This window comes from Pseudomonas sp. IPO3747 (assembly GCF_013385245.1).
Taxonomy (GTDB): Bacteria; Pseudomonadota; Gammaproteobacteria; order Pseudomonadales; family Pseudomonadaceae; genus Aquipseudomonas; species Aquipseudomonas edaphica.
The window spans coordinates 468,063-481,007 of the sequence record NZ_JACAQL010000002.1 but is presented as its reverse complement, the minus strand read 5'-3'; the positions used below and the strand labels follow the sequence as shown (position 1 = coordinate 481,007).

The following is a 12,945-nucleotide window of genomic DNA, read 5'->3' as shown; positions in this document are numbered from 1 at the left end:
CGATTAACGCTGGATCTCTTTATCTCGATCCAGTAGGTACGGCAGGTCGAGCAGTTGTAAGCCGGGGCCTTCCAGGGTGCCGACGCGTACATCGCCGCTGTCGGCAGCTTCGGCTTGCAGCACGGCCAGAAGTTCAATGGAATGGTCAGCTTTTGCCGCGATGACGACTTCGCCGATCGCGCTGTTATGGTTGGACGAGAACAGCGGAGTGCCTGGCTCGGGCAATTGCGCCGCATTGAGGCTCAGGCGATACAGGCGACGCTTGAGTTTGCCCAGGTACTGCATGCGCGCGACGATTTCCTGGCCGGTGTAGCAGCCTTTTTTGAAGCTGACGCCGCCTACGGCCTGCAGGTTAAGCATCTGCGGGATAAACAGTTCGCGGGTCTGCGGCATGACCTGGCCGATGCCGGCGCGGATCTGGCCGAGCAACCAGTCATTCAAGTCAGCTTGTTGCAGTTGGCTGGCCAATTGCTGGCGTACGCCTTCGGCGTGTTCGGCAGGCACCCAGAGTTCGGCGCGGTTCTGGGAGACACGAATGGCAATCAATGTGTCGGTGCGCACCACGCTGTCGGTTTCAGTTGGCAGCTCAAGCCCAAGGGTGGCCAGGGTTTGATCCGCATTCGACAGGCCAAAGCGTGCCCAGGCGGCGCTTTCGTCGGTGAGTTTGGATTTGGAGAACACCGCGTATTTCTTCAGGTCTGCCAGTTGCGGTTCGAGCAGCTCAGTGGCCATGGCCAGCAACACGCCGTCACCTTGCAGCAGGATGCGAAAACTCGACTGCATGCGGCCTTTTTGCGTACAACGCGCGCCAAGGCTGGCCTGGGTGTCGCTCAGGTAATTGAGGTTGCAGGTCAGTTGCCCTTGCAGGAACTTGGCGGCGTCGGAGCCGCGGACGGCAAGGACGCCTTCGTGTGTCAGGGGGCAGAAAAATGCAGAGTCGGCCATGGGTCTTCGCAGGTCAAAAAGTCATGCGTGCATCATAGAGGGGCGCCCGGCAAATGGATAGTTTCCGTATGGGGCGACCAAAGCCGAGTGTTCCGCTGCCGTCGGGCCTGTATACTTGCGCGCTATTTGAGGAGCAGTCCATGGTCGAAGAAGTAGAAATCAACCGCCTCTACTGGCACAGCCGCCGTGGCATGCTGGAGTTGGATGTGTTGCTGGTGCCGTTCACTAAAGAAGTGTACGCGACGCTGGATAAGGTAGACCGCGATCTCTATGTGCGGCTGCTGACGTGCGAAGACCAGGACATGTTCGGTTGGTTCATGGAACGCGCCGAATCTGAAGACCCGGAGTTGCAGCGCATGGTTCGGATGATCCTGGATCGTGTCCAGCCCAAGTAATCGCTTCGAATGCCGCTGGCAGGCCTCTCGGCTGTTGCTGGCGGCGTACCTGCTTGCCCAGTTGTTCGCGCTGGGTGCCTTGCTGTTTATCGATTTGCCCTTCGCAAGCCTTGGCATTCTGGTGTGCCTGGCCCATGCCGCCTGGGTGTTGCCGCGTCATATCCTGCTGACTCACCGTTCGTCGATTCGTGGCCTGCGCCGTGACGAAGATGGCTGGCAATTGTTCAGTGCCGAGCGCGGCTGGCACAGCGTACAGCTGCGTCCGGACAGCCTGGCGTTGCCGCTGATCGTGGTGCTGCGCTATCGGGTGCAGGGCGAGTGGTGGGTGCGTTCGGTCTGTGTGCCGATGGATTCGCAGGTCGCCGATGTGCACCGACGCCTGCGGGTGCGCTTGAAGTTCAGTCGCCGTAGGTGGCTGGCACCAGAATAGTGTCGCGGGCTTCGGGCAGCATCTGCGGGTAGTCGAGGGTGTAATGCAGGCCGCGGCTTTCCTTGCGTTCCATGGCTGAGCGGATCATCAACTCGGCAACCTGGGCCAGGTTGCGCAACTCGATCAGGTCGCGGCTGACTTTGTAGTTGCTGTAGAACTCGTCGATTTCGTCCAGTAGCAAACGCACGCGGTGTTGAGCCCGTGCCAGGCGCTTATTGGTGCGCACAATGCCTACGTAGTCCCACATGAAGCGCCGCAGTTCGTCCCAGTTGTGGGCGATGATCACGTCTTCGTCGGAGTCGGTCACCTGGCTGGCGTCCCAGCGCGGCAGGGCAGCGGGCACCGGGATGCGGGGTAGCTGTTCAAGGATGTCGGTGGCCGCCGAGCGTGCGTAGACGAAACATTCGAGCAGCGAGTTGCTGGCCATGCGATTGGCGCCGTGCAGGCCGGTGAAGCTGGTTTCGCCGATCGCATACAGGCCGGGCACGTCGGTGCGACCGTGTTGGTCGACCATCACGCCACCGCAGGTGTAGTGCGCAGCCGGGACCACCGGGATCGGGCCTTTGGTGATATCGATGTTGAACGCCAGGCAGCGCTCATAGACGGTGGGAAAGTGCGTCTTGATGAAGGCTTCGGGTTTGTGGCTGATGTCGAGGTAGACGCAGTCGATGCCCAGGCGCTTCATTTCGTGGTCGATGGCGCGGGCCACGATATCCCGTGGCGCCAGTTCGGCGCGGGGGTCGAAGCGCTGCATGAAGCGCTCGCCGTTGGGAAGTTTCAGGTGCGCACCTTCACCGCGCAGGGCTTCGGTGATGAGGAAGCTCTTGGCTTGCGGGTGATACAGGCAGGTGGGGTGGAACTGGTTGAATTCCAGATTGGCCACCCGACAGCCTGAACGCCAGGCCATGGCGATACCGTCACCGCAGGCGCCGTCGGGGTTGCTGGTATAGAGGTAGACCTTGGCGGCACCGCCTGAGGCCAGGATGGTGAAGCGTGCGCCGTAGGTGTCCACTTCGCCACTGGCGCGGTTGAGCACGTAGGCGCCGAGGCAGCGTTCGCCGTCCAGGCCCAGGCGCTTTTCGGTGATCAGGTCGACGGCGACGCGTTGCTCCAGCAATTCGATGTTGGGGCGTTGGCGGGCTTGCTCTAGCAGGGTCTTGAAGATGGCGGCGCCAGTAGCATCGGCGGCGTGGATGATGCGGCGATGGCTGTGGCCACCTTCGCGGGTCAGGTGGAACTCGAATCCGCCGTCATCGCTGCCCGCGTGTTCGTCGCGGGTGAACGGCACGCCCTGGTCGATCAGCCATTGGATGGCTTCGCGGCTATGCTCGACGGTGAAGCGCACCGCGTCCTCGTTGCACAGGCCGCCGCCGGCGTTAAGGGTGTCTTCGACGTGGGATTGCACTGTGTCGGTGTCGTCCAGTACCGCGGCGACACCGCCTTGGGCCCAGAATGTCGAGCCATTGGCCAGGTCGCCCTTGCTCAGGACCGCAATGCGCAGGTGGCTGGGGAGGGTGAGCGCCAGGCTCAAGCCGGCCGCACCGCTACCGATCACCAGAACATCGTGTTGAAACTGTTGGCTCATTTGAAGGATTCCGCAAAAAGCGATCCAAAGGGCTGGCGCAAACAGGACGCCTGGATCGGCGAATCAAAGGGTCACACGGGCCACTAGTATATAGAGGGGGGGAGCGGCACAATAGCCGGGCATTCGTGGCAATGTGAAATTACGGTGCACAGCTGGGTCATATGGGCCGGCTATTGAGATGGGAACTTTTTGCATGAGCCCCGACTCAATAGCAGGTTGCCCGAAAGCTGGGAAAACGTTGAGTTTATTGGCCCGTCTGGAGCATTGGACGCGTCAGAAAACCGGCGACAAGATTATTCGCGCAGCCGGCCTAGCCCGTGCTGCGTTTTTCGTGTGTGCCAAATCAGTGCATGCCGGAAACTTGCTTGGAGGGGGAGAACTTTTGCGAGAAGTCCTAGTCTATGTTTGCAAGCCTGATCGTTTAGTTATGCAAGCCTCCTGCGAGTACAACGAGGAGTGTTCATGCTAACCCAGGAAGAGGATCAGCAGCTGGTCGAGCGCGTTCAACGTGGCGACAAGCGAGCATTTGATCTGCTAGTGCTGAAATACCAGCACAAAATTCTCGGGTTGATCGTGCGGTTTGTGCACGACACCCATGAAGCGCAGGACGTTGCACAGGAAGCCTTTATCAAGGCGTACCGTGCACTTGGCAATTTTCGCGGTGACAGTGCGTTTTACACGTGGCTGTACCGCATCGCCATTAACACGGCGAAGAACTATCTGGTGTCTCGCGGCCGCCGCCCACCGGACAGTGATGTAAGTTCAGAAGATGCAGAATTTTACGATGGTGATCACGGCCTCAAAGATCTCGAGTCGCCGGAACGTGCTTTGCTGCGCGACGAGATCGAAGGCACCGTTCATCGCACTATTCAGCAACTGCCAGAAGATTTGCGTACGGCGTTAACTTTACGTGAATTCGATGGTCTCAGTTACGAAGACATTGCGAGCGTCATGCAATGTCCGGTGGGGACTGTAAGGTCACGGATTTTCCGGGCCCGGGAAGCCATCGACAAAGCCTTGCAACCGTTGTTGCAGGAAAACTAAAGACAGCGGCGACAGCCAAGAGAGGAACCGCCATGAGTCGTGATGCCCTGCAGGAATCGCTGTCCGCAGTGATGGATAACGAAGCGGATGAACTGGAACTTCGTCGGGTGCTCAACGCATTTGATGATGCCGAAACCCGTGATACCTGGTCTCGTTACCAAGTCGCTCGGGCGGTGATGCACAAGGATCTTTTAATCCCTCGTCTGGATATTGCTGCGGCCGTTTCTGTCGCGTTGGCCGATGAAGCCGTTCCGGCAAAAGCTGCTCGTGGTCCATGGCGTAGCCTGGGTCGCCTGGCAGTAGCTGCCTCGGTGACTGTTGCCGTGTTGGCCGGTGTTCGCCTGTACAACCAGGACGAAATTGCCGGTGCCGAACTGGCCCAGCAGACTCAGCAACCGGTCATGGCCGGTCCGCAAGTCAAAGGCCCAGCGGTACTGGCCGGCTACAAGGAAAGCTCTGATGCCACCGGCCCTATGGCCAACGGCGTACTTCAAGGGCAATCCGGCTGGCAGGACCAGCGTCTTCCAGGCTACCTGCGCCAACACGCACAGGAATCGGCCTTGAAAGGCACTGAAAGCGCTCTGCCATACGCTCGTGCAGCCAGCCTGGAAAACCGCTAAACCGCTAAGGGGCACTATGCGCGCCATACCGCTCCTTACGCTTTTGCTCAGTGGTTGTTTTGCACTATCCGCCCATGCCGACGAAGCCCAAGACTGGCTGACTCGACTTGGGCGTGCAGAACAGCAGCAAAGCTTTGCAGGTACGTTCGTCTACGAGCGTAACGGCAGTTTCTCTACCCATGACATCTGGCATCGCGTCCAGGACGGTCACGTCCGCGAGCGGCTGTTGCAACTCGACGGCTCTGCCCAGGAACTGGTGCGCGTAGATGGACGCACGCAGTGTGTCAGTGGCACCTTGGTTGCCGGCCTTGGCAACTCGCCTGATGCGCCTTCGCGCGCTCTGGATCCGCAAAAACTAACTCAATTCTACGAACTGGCCGTTATTGGCAAATCTCGCGTGGCCGGTCGGAATGCGGTGATTGTGTCAATTACTCCCCGTGATCAATACCGATATGGCTTTGAGTTGCACCTGGATCGTGAAACCGCGCTGCCGCTAAAGTCCCTGTTACTCAATGAGCAGGGTCAGTTGTTGGAGCGCTTCCAGTTCACTCGACTGAACACTTCGGTTGCGCCATCAGATCGTGACTTACTGCCCAGCAGCGAATGCTCACCTGTGGCTGTTTCCAGCACCAAAGCACCCGAGGTGCCCGCCACCCACGCATGGCATCTGGACTGGTTGCCTCCAGGTTTTCAGCTCACCAACAGCGTCTCGCGAAAAGATACTCAGACCCACGCCACTGTCGACAGTCTGATGTACGACGACGGGCTTGCACGTTTCTCAGTGTTTCTTGAGTCCACCGACGGTGCGAGTGTGAGCGAAACACGCACGCAGCTTGGCCCAACTGTGGCCGTGTCGCGCCGTCTGAACACGGTCGATGGCGAAGTCATGGTGACGGTTGTAGGCGAAATCCCCATCGGCACCGCCGAACGCATCGCGCTGTCGGTGCGCGGCGAAAAGACCGCCGCCAAGCCATGAGTCGTTAATCCTATGTTCATCCTGACCTTTCAATGTGAGCCTTTGCGCGGTTGGGGGCTGAGAGCATGAAATTTCTGGATCAGTATTTTCACTTGCAAAACATCCCCATGTTTTTTATAGGTCAGAGCTTGTCGGCTCTGACCTTATTTTCTTCGCGGAACAAAAATGCCGGTCGAAGTTTTCGGCGTTTCTTGAACCCTGTCGCTCAACCCTGCTCGTCGTAACGGGAGCTGTATGTCGATACCACGTTTGAAGTCTTACCTAACCATAGTCGCCACGGTATTGGTGCTGGGTCAGGCAGTGTCCGCGCAAGCGGCCGAGCTGCCTGACTTCACCCAATTGGTGGAGCAGGCTTCGCCTGCCGTGGTGAATATCAGTACCACGCAGAAGCTGCCGGATCGCAAAGTCTCGAACCAGCAGATGCCTGACCTGGAAGGCTTGCCGCCCATGCTGCGCGAGTTCTTTGAGCGCGGTATGCCGCAACAACGCTCCCCGCGTGGCGGCGGTGGCGGGCAGCGTGAGGCGCAGTCCCTGGGCTCGGGCTTCATTATTTCGCCAGACGGCTACATCCTCACCAATAACCATGTGATTGCCGACGCTGACGAAATTCTCGTGCGCCTGGCCGACCGCAGTGAGTTGAAAGCCAAGCTGGTGGGCACCGATCCGCGTTCCGACGTGGCTTTGCTGAAAATCGAAGGTAAAGACCTGCCCGTACTGAAACTGGGTAAATCCCAGGACCTTAAAGCCGGGCAATGGGTGGTTGCGATCGGTTCACCGTTTGGTTTCGACCATACCGTGACCCAGGGTATCGTCAGCGCCATCGGTCGCAGCCTGCCAAATGAAAACTACGTACCGTTCATCCAGACCGACGTGCCGATCAACCCGGGTAACTCCGGTGGTCCGCTGTTCAACCTGGCGGGCGAAGTGGTGGGGATCAACTCGCAGATCTACACCCGTTCCGGTGGTTTCATGGGCGTGTCCTTCGCCATCCCGATCGACGTGGCCATGGACGTTTCCAACCAGCTCAAAAGCGGCGGCAAAGTCAGCCGTGGCTGGTTGGGTGTGGTGATCCAGGAAGTGAACAAAGACCTGGCTGAATCGTTCGGCCTCGACAAGCCGGCCGGTGCCTTGGTCGCGCAGATTCAGGACGACGGCCCGGCTGCCAAGGGCGGCCTGCAAGTGGGCGACGTGATCCTGAGCATGAATGGCCAGCCGATCGTCATGTCCGCCGACCTGCCGCATCTGGTAGGCGCTCTGAAAGCCGGCAGCAAAGCCAAGCTGGAAGTGATTCGTGACGGCAAGCGCCAGACCGTTGAGCTGACCGTCGGCGCGATCCCGGAAGAGGGTGCAACCCTGGACGCACTGGGCAACGCCAAGCCAGGCGTTGAGCGCAGCAGCAATCGCTTGGGCATTGCCGTGGTTGAGTTGACCGACGAGCAGAAGAAGAGCTTCGACCTCAAGAGCGGTGTTGTGATCAAAGAAGTCCAGGACGGCCCAGCCGCCTTGATCGGCCTGCAGCCGGGCGACGTGATCACCCACCTGAACAACCAGGCGATCAACTCCACCAAGGAATTCACCGACATCGCCAAAGCGTTGCCGAAGAATCGCTCGGTGTCGATGCGCGTGCTGCGTCAGGGCCGTGCAAGCTTCATCACCTTCAAGCTGGCCGAGTAATCCGCTAGCTCAATAAAAAGCCCCGCTTTCGGTTACCGAAAGCGGGGCTTTTTTGTGGGCGATGGTTTTAGCTCATCATCCCTTTCACCAAGCGTTCCTGTTCGATCAGCTCACGCTGGCGCGCGTCGATACGCGAGGACAGTGGGAAGTTGTTGCCGGCCCGGCGCTTGGCAAAGTCCAATTGCTGAATGGCCTGCTTGAAGTCACCCACCAAAGCAAAGTACTCGGCGCGCGCCTGATGCAGACCAATGATATTGCCGGACAGGCCGCGAGTCTCTGCCACCTGGTACCACACATCCGGATCATCGGGGCGCGACTTGAGCAACCCGTCCAATGCCTTTTCAGCATCGGCCGTACGGTTCTGCTTGAGCAGCACATCTATGCGAATCTGATTCAGCGGATAGCTGCCGGGGTACTGGGCCAGCATCCGATCAGTACGTTGCTGGGCATCCGGCAGGCGGTTGCTGTCGATATCCAACTCGATCTGCGCCAGGTTGTAGGTAATGTCGTTGGGCGCCTTGGCCAGCAGCGGCTGCAAGCTTTCCCGCGCCTCTTTGAACTGGGTACCCTTGATCTGCGCGATGGCCAGGCCATAACGCGCTATATCGTTTTTCGGGTTCTCGTCCAATTGCGCCTGGAAGCGCTTGGCGGCCAGCCCCGGCGTGTCTTCGTATTGCAGCTGCACCCGTGCGCGAATCAGTTGGTAGCGCAAGCTGTCTTCCTTGCCGCCCTGCTTGGCTTGTTCGGCACGGTTGCGGGTGTCGGCGATCCGCGACTCGGTCACCGGGTGAGTCAGCAAAAACTCCGGTGGCTTGGCATCGAAACGGTATTGGCGCATCAGGCGTTCGAACATCGTCGGCATGGAGCGTGGGTCGTAACCGGCTTTTTCCAGGTTAAGGATGCCGATACGGTCGGCCTCTTGTTCGTTCTGGCGCGAAAACCTGCGCTGTTCCTGGATAGCTGCCGCCTGGCTGCCCGCAATCGCGGCAATGCCAGCATCACCTGCACCCGCCGCCGCCGCGATAATGCCGCCGAGCAGGGCGGCCATCATCGGAATCTGCATGCGCGACTGCGCTTCCACACCTCGCGCGAAGTGACGTTGGGACAAGTGAGCCAATTCGTGAGCGAGTACCGAGGCATATTCGCCTTCAGTCTGAGCATTCAGGAACAAGCCGCCGTTAACCCCTACAATCCCGCCGGGTGCGGCAAAGGCGTTGAGTTGCGGGCTGTCGATGAGGATGAACTCCAGGCGTCGGTCATTCACCTGGCTGGTCTCCACCAGCTTGTACACGCTGGTTTCGACGTAATCCTTGAGCTGCGGGTCATTGAGTTGCGAGACCTGGCCTCGCAGGTAGGCCAGCCATGCGCGGCCCAGTTGGAATTCCTGTTGCGGCGAGACAATGGCAGAACTGGCGTCGCCGAGTGACGGCAGGTCGTCAGCGAAGGCCGGGGAGGCCAGCAGGCAAGCCAGCGTCAGCAGGGTAGGGCGCAAAAAAGTCATGCACAAAGCCTTTCGACAAAGAGCTTACTGTAGCCGGACACTGAGCTTCGGACCAGATATTCTAAGCACTCCAAACGCATGCCCGGAGCAAACCGATGACCAACGCTGTAGCCTTTGACGCCGAACTCGATGCCAGTGGCCTCAATTGCCCGCTGCCCCTGCTCAAGGCCAAGCTGGAACTCAACCGCTTGGCCAGCGGTGCCGTGCTCAAGGTGATCGCCACGGACGCAGGCTCCCAGCGCGATTTTCGCACCTTTGCCAAGCTGGCCGGGCACACCCTGCTGCACGAAGAAGATGCCGCCGGTGTGTACCGTTACTGGTTGCGCAAGGCCTGAACTGTTCGCCACCACCGCCCGAGGTTGATTGATGTTCAAAGTGTTACGAGACTGGATTCAGCGCTATTTTTCCGATGAAGAAGCGGTGGTGCTGGCCGTCCTGCTATTCCTGGCTTTTACCGCCGTGCTCACCTTGGGCGGCATGCTGGCGCCAGTATTGGCGGGTATGGTGCTGGCCTACCTGATGCAAGGTTTGGTCACTACCCTGGAACGTCTGCGTTTGCCCGGCGGTGTGGCGGTAGGGCTGGTCTTTGCCCTGTTCATGGGGCTGTTGGTGGTGTTTATCGTCGTGGTGCTGCCATTGCTGTGGCATCAGTTGATCACCTTGTTCAACGAGTTGCCGGGCATGCTCGCCAAGTGGCAATCGCTGTTGCTGCTGTTGCCGGAGCGTTATCCACACCTGGTATCGGACGAGCAGGTGTTGCAGGCCATTGAAGTGGCGCGCGGCGAGATCGGAAAGTTCGGACAATGGGCGCTGACTTTTTCCCTGTCCAGCCTGCCGCTCCTGGTCAACATCATGATCTACCTGGTGCTGGTGCCGATCCTGGTGTTCTTCTTCCTCAAAGACCGCGCAATGATCGGCCGCTGGGTCAGCGGCTATCTGCCGCGTGAACGGGCGCTGATCACCCGAGTGGCCGAGGAAATGAACCGGCAGATTGCCAACTATATTCGCGGCAAGGTCATTGAGATTGTGATCTGTGGCGGCGTCACCTACATCGCGTTTGTCGCGCTCGGGCTGAACTACGCGGCGCTGCTCGCCTTGCTGGTGGGTGTATCGGTGGTAGTGCCGTATGTGGGCGCGGTGGTGGTGACCGTGCCGGTGATGTTGATCGCGTTGTTCCAGTGGGGCTGGAGCGACCAGTTCATCTACCTGATGGCGGTGTACGGGATTATCCAGACCCTGGATGGCAACGTGCTGGTGCCGCTGCTGTTCTCGGAGGCCGTCAACCTGCACCCGGTGGCGATTATCTGCGCGGTGCTGTTGTTTGGAGGGCTGTGGGGGTTTTGGGGCGTGTTCTTTGCAATCCCGCTGGCGACGCTGTTCAAGGCCGTACTGGATGCGTGGCCGCGGCAAGAGCCGGTGGTTGCACCTTTGTTGTAGCAGCAACCTTATTGTGGCGAGGGGGCTTGCTCCCTTTGGGTTGCATAGCGGCCCCGTAAAAGCCGGAGCGCTTCGCACTCCAGCGCGAGCAAGCTCGCTCGCCACAACAAGCTCGCTCGCCACAGCAGGGTCAAGCTTTATTCAATGCCTGTGCCGCCGCCAACACCGCATCCACATGGCCCGGCACTTTCACACCTCGCCATTCCTGACGCAGCACGCCATCCCTGTCGATCAGGAACGTGCTGCGGTCCACGCCCAGGTATTCCTTGCCATACAGCTTCTTCAGCTTGATCACATCAAACAGCTGGCAAACCGCTTCGTCCTTGTCGCAGATCAGCTCGAAGGGGAATTCCTGCTTGGCCTTGAAGTTCTCGTGGGACTTCACGCTGTCTCGCGACAAGCCAAACACTTCGGTATTGGCAGCCTTGAACGCGGCGTACTGGTCACGAAAACCCTGACCCTCGGTGGTGCAACCCGGGGTGCTGTCCTTTGGGTAGAAGTAGATCACCACTTGCTTGCCCTTGAGGGCTGCAAGGCTGAACGTCTGGCCGCTGGTGGCCTGGGCTTCGAAATCGGCCACGGGTTTGTCGATGGCTACCGGCATAGGTACTTCCTTACATTGGGTTCTGTGGGCGCCATGGCTCGATCAGTGCGTCGAGGTTCAGGGCATCGGCGAAATCCAGGAATTGGTCACGCAGCCAACTGATCTGCACGCCGGCCGGCAAGGTCACGGTGAACGTGGCGTTGAGCATGGTGCCGCCTGTTTGCGGGGCCTGGTAGGTGTCGCAGGTCAGGTTTTCCAGCTCGACGTTGTGGTCGATGAAAAACTGGCACAGCTCATTGACGATGTCCGAGCGGTAGGCCGAGCTGACATACGCCACATAAGGCAGGGCCTGCGGGCGGTTTTCCAGGGCGGCGCTGCGCACGACGTTGACGGTGAAGTTGTGCTTCTTGGCCAGGCCCGGCAGGCCGGTTTCGAGGCGCGCCAGGGCGTCCCAGCTGCCGGAGATCTGCAGCACCAACGCGCTGCACTCGCCGTGGCGGGTGAGGCGGGACGTCACGACGGCGCAGCGGTTCTCATGGCTGGCGCGGCACAGGACGTTGGTCAGCTCCATGGGGTTGGCGCCGAGGGCACTGATAACAAGGAATTGTTCGCGAACTGTGGGGGTGGACATGCAGCCTTCCTAAAGCGATGAGCGGTCGATACTGTGTGGGCCGTATCGATCAAAGGATGAAGGGTAGCGAAAACCATCGCCAAGGGCTAGGAGGTGGCGTTTTCATTACGCGATCGGTCTGATTTCAGCGTGCTTCAAGCCGCGCTTTGGCCCAATGATGGCATTGCCCGTCGTTTAGTTGCCCCAGAACGCATCCTCAGGCGGTACTTCGCTTGTACAAGCATCTTGGCGCCAGTACCATTACGGCTCTCTTTTTCCGGCAGGAGCGGTTGCATGATTGCGGGCAGTATGGTGGCACTGGTCACACCCATGGATGCACAAGGTCATCTCGACTGGGACAGCCTTGGCAAACTGGTGGACTTCCACCTGCAAGAAGGCACCAACGCCATCGTGGCGGTCGGCACCACAGGTGAATCGGCCACCCTTGATGTGGAAGAACACATCCAGGTCATCGAGTTCGTGGTCAAGCGCGTGGCGGGCCGCATTGCCGTAATCGCCGGCACAGGCGCCAACTCGACGCGTGAAGCGATCGAGCTGACCAAGAACGCCAAGAAAGCCGGCGCCGATGCCTGCCTGCTAGTAACCCCGTACTACAACAAGCCGACCCAGGAAGGCTTGTACCAGCACTTCAAGGCCATCGCCGAAGCCGTCGACATCCCGCAGATCCTCTACAACGTTCCTGGCCGCACGGCCTGTGACATGAAGGCCGAGACCGTGATCCGCCTGTCCACCGTGCCGAACATTATCGGCATCAAGGAAGCTACCGGCGACCTGCAGCGCGCCAAGGACATCCTGGCCGGCGTGAGCAGCGACTTCCTGGTGTATTCCGGTGACGACGCCACGGCGGTCGAGCTGATCCTGCTGGGCGGCAAAGGCAACATCTCGGTGACCGCCAACGTCGCGCCACGCGCCATGAGCGACATGTGCGCCGCCGCCATCGCCGGTGACGCCGTAAAAGCCCGTGCGATCCATGAGCAACTGATGCCGCTCAACAAGACACTGTTTATTGAATCCAACCCTATTCCCGTGAAATGGGCGCTGTTTGAGATGGGCTTGATGCCGGACGGTATCCGTCTGCCGCTCACCCGGCTCAGCGAAGCCTGTCACGAACCGCTGCGACAGGCCCTGCGCCAGTCCGGCGTCCTGGTTTAATTGAGGAAGCA

Annotated in this window: 14 protein-coding genes; 9 read left to right on the top strand and 5 right to left on the bottom strand. The window is 59.6% G+C overall.

Features of this window, described 5'->3' with window-relative positions:
• Nucleotides 1–3 precede the first annotated feature (3 nt).
• On the bottom strand, nucleotides 4–945 hold the full coding sequence (locus HX790_RS03520) for a folate-binding protein YgfZ (RefSeq protein WP_176991238.1): 942 nt from the start codon (nucleotides 943–945) through the stop codon (nucleotides 4–6).
• Between the two features lie 140 nt (nucleotides 946–1,085).
• Between HX790_RS03520 and HX790_RS03515 the strand changes: the two genes are divergently transcribed.
• Together HX790_RS03515 and HX790_RS03510 are read left to right on the top strand one after the other, a co-directional pair.
• Nucleotides 1,086–1,340 carry a succinate dehydrogenase assembly factor 2 gene (locus HX790_RS03515; RefSeq protein WP_017137326.1) on the top strand — a complete coding sequence of 85 codons (255 nt, stop codon included), beginning with the start codon at nucleotides 1,086–1,088 and terminating at the stop codon, nucleotides 1,338–1,340.
• Entirely contained in the window at nucleotides 1,324–1,770 is a 447-nt protein-coding gene (locus HX790_RS03510) for a hypothetical protein (protein ID WP_017137327.1), read from the top strand. Before HX790_RS03515 ends, HX790_RS03510 begins: the two co-directional genes overlap by 17 nt.
• Here HX790_RS03510 and nadB read toward each other — a convergent pair.
• Entirely contained in the window at nucleotides 1,739–3,355 is a 1,617-nt protein-coding gene (nadB, locus tag HX790_RS03505; RefSeq protein WP_017137328.1) for an L-aspartate oxidase, read from the bottom strand. The genes HX790_RS03510 and nadB overlap by 32 nt on opposite strands.
• Nucleotides 3,356–3,817: 462 nt before the next feature.
• Between nadB and rpoE the strand changes: the two genes are divergently transcribed.
• The 4 genes from rpoE (at nucleotide 3,818) to HX790_RS03485 (ending at nucleotide 7,669) form a co-directional block, all read left to right on the top strand.
• Nucleotides 3,818–4,399 carry an RNA polymerase sigma factor RpoE gene (gene rpoE / locus HX790_RS03500; protein ID WP_003172477.1) on the top strand — a complete coding sequence of 194 codons (582 nt, stop codon included), beginning with the start codon at nucleotides 3,818–3,820 and terminating at the stop codon, nucleotides 4,397–4,399.
• Nucleotides 4,400–4,431: 32 nt separating this feature from the next.
• Complete coding sequence (locus HX790_RS03495; RefSeq protein ID WP_017137329.1) at nucleotides 4,432–5,019, top strand: sigma-E factor negative regulatory protein; 588 nt, start codon at nucleotides 4,432–4,434, stop codon at nucleotides 5,017–5,019.
• A gap of 16 nt (nucleotides 5,020–5,035) precedes the next feature.
• The gene (locus HX790_RS03490; protein WP_176991237.1) at nucleotides 5,036–5,995 is read left to right on the top strand and encodes a MucB/RseB C-terminal domain-containing protein; all 960 of its coding nucleotides are present in this window, start codon (nucleotides 5,036–5,038) and stop codon (nucleotides 5,993–5,995) included.
• Nucleotides 5,996–6,229: 234 nt separating this feature from the next.
• On the top strand, nucleotides 6,230–7,669 hold the full coding sequence (locus HX790_RS03485; RefSeq protein WP_017137331.1) for a DegQ family serine endoprotease: 1,440 nt from the start codon (nucleotides 6,230–6,232) through the stop codon (nucleotides 7,667–7,669).
• A gap of 67 nt (nucleotides 7,670–7,736) precedes the next feature.
• On the opposite strand, the gene HX790_RS03480 is transcribed toward HX790_RS03485, so the two are convergent.
• Complete coding sequence (locus HX790_RS03480; RefSeq protein WP_017137332.1) at nucleotides 7,737–9,170, bottom strand: M48 family metalloprotease; 1,434 nt, start codon at nucleotides 9,168–9,170, stop codon at nucleotides 7,737–7,739.
• A gap of 95 nt (nucleotides 9,171–9,265) precedes the next feature.
• Between HX790_RS03480 and HX790_RS03475 the strand changes: the two genes are divergently transcribed.
• Nucleotides 9,266–9,505: a sulfurtransferase TusA family protein gene (locus tag HX790_RS03475; protein WP_017137333.1), complete on the top strand. Its 240-nt coding sequence runs from the start codon at nucleotides 9,266–9,268 to the stop codon at nucleotides 9,503–9,505.
• 31 nt (nucleotides 9,506–9,536) lie between these two features.
• Nucleotides 9,537–10,607 (top strand): AI-2E family transporter, encoded by a 1,071-nt coding sequence (locus HX790_RS03470; RefSeq protein ID WP_017137334.1) that lies wholly within the window; start codon nucleotides 9,537–9,539, stop codon nucleotides 10,605–10,607.
• A gap of 130 nt (nucleotides 10,608–10,737) precedes the next feature.
• Here HX790_RS03470 and HX790_RS03465 read toward each other — a convergent pair whose 3' ends face one another.
• Nucleotides 10,738–11,211, bottom strand: a complete 474-nt coding sequence (locus HX790_RS03465; protein ID WP_169985512.1) for a peroxiredoxin — start codon at nucleotides 11,209–11,211, stop codon at nucleotides 10,738–10,740.
• 10 nt (nucleotides 11,212–11,221) lie between these two features.
• Nucleotides 11,222–11,782 carry a glycine cleavage system protein R gene (locus HX790_RS03460; RefSeq protein ID WP_017137336.1) on the bottom strand — a complete coding sequence of 187 codons (561 nt, stop codon included), beginning with the start codon at nucleotides 11,780–11,782 and terminating at the stop codon, nucleotides 11,222–11,224.
• Between the two features lie 273 nt (nucleotides 11,783–12,055).
• Here HX790_RS03460 and dapA point away from each other — a divergent pair, with 273 nt between their 5' ends.
• Entirely contained in the window at nucleotides 12,056–12,934 is an 879-nt protein-coding gene (gene dapA, locus HX790_RS03455) for a 4-hydroxy-tetrahydrodipicolinate synthase (RefSeq protein WP_017137337.1), read from the top strand.
• Nucleotides 12,935–12,945 lie beyond the last annotated feature (11 nt).

What these genes read in the sequence shown, in the direction of transcription:
- HX790_RS03515 (WP_017137326.1), top strand. Translation starts at nt 1,086, where the DNA reads ATGGTCGAAGAAGTAGAAATCAACCGCCTCTACTGGCACAGCCGCCGT.
- dapA (WP_017137337.1), top strand. Translation starts at nt 12,056, where the DNA reads ATGATTGCGGGCAGTATGGTGGCACTGGTCACACCCATGGATGCACAA.
- HX790_RS03495 (WP_017137329.1), top strand. Translation starts at nt 4,432, where the DNA reads ATGAGTCGTGATGCCCTGCAGGAATCGCTGTCCGCAGTGATGGATAAC.
- HX790_RS03520 (WP_176991238.1), bottom strand. Translation starts at nt 945, where the DNA reads ATGGCCGACTCTGCATTTTTCTGCCCCCTGACACACGAAGGCGTCCTT.
- HX790_RS03480 (WP_017137332.1), bottom strand. Translation starts at nt 9,170, where the DNA reads ATGACTTTTTTGCGCCCTACCCTGCTGACGCTGGCTTGCCTGCTGGCC.
- HX790_RS03460 (WP_017137336.1), bottom strand. Translation starts at nt 11,782, where the DNA reads ATGTCCACCCCCACAGTTCGCGAACAATTCCTTGTTATCAGTGCCCTC.
- HX790_RS03485 (WP_017137331.1), top strand. Translation starts at nt 6,230, where the DNA reads ATGTCGATACCACGTTTGAAGTCTTACCTAACCATAGTCGCCACGGTA.
- HX790_RS03465 (WP_169985512.1), bottom strand. Translation starts at nt 11,211, where the DNA reads ATGCCGGTAGCCATCGACAAACCCGTGGCCGATTTCGAAGCCCAGGCC.
- HX790_RS03470 (WP_017137334.1), top strand. Translation starts at nt 9,537, where the DNA reads ATGTTCAAAGTGTTACGAGACTGGATTCAGCGCTATTTTTCCGATGAA.
- rpoE (WP_003172477.1), top strand. Translation starts at nt 3,818, where the DNA reads ATGCTAACCCAGGAAGAGGATCAGCAGCTGGTCGAGCGCGTTCAACGT.
- HX790_RS03475 (WP_017137333.1), top strand. Translation starts at nt 9,266, where the DNA reads ATGACCAACGCTGTAGCCTTTGACGCCGAACTCGATGCCAGTGGCCTC.
- HX790_RS03490 (WP_176991237.1), top strand. Translation starts at nt 5,036, where the DNA reads ATGCGCGCCATACCGCTCCTTACGCTTTTGCTCAGTGGTTGTTTTGCA.
- nadB (WP_017137328.1), bottom strand. Translation starts at nt 3,355, where the DNA reads ATGAGCCAACAGTTTCAACACGATGTTCTGGTGATCGGTAGCGGTGCG.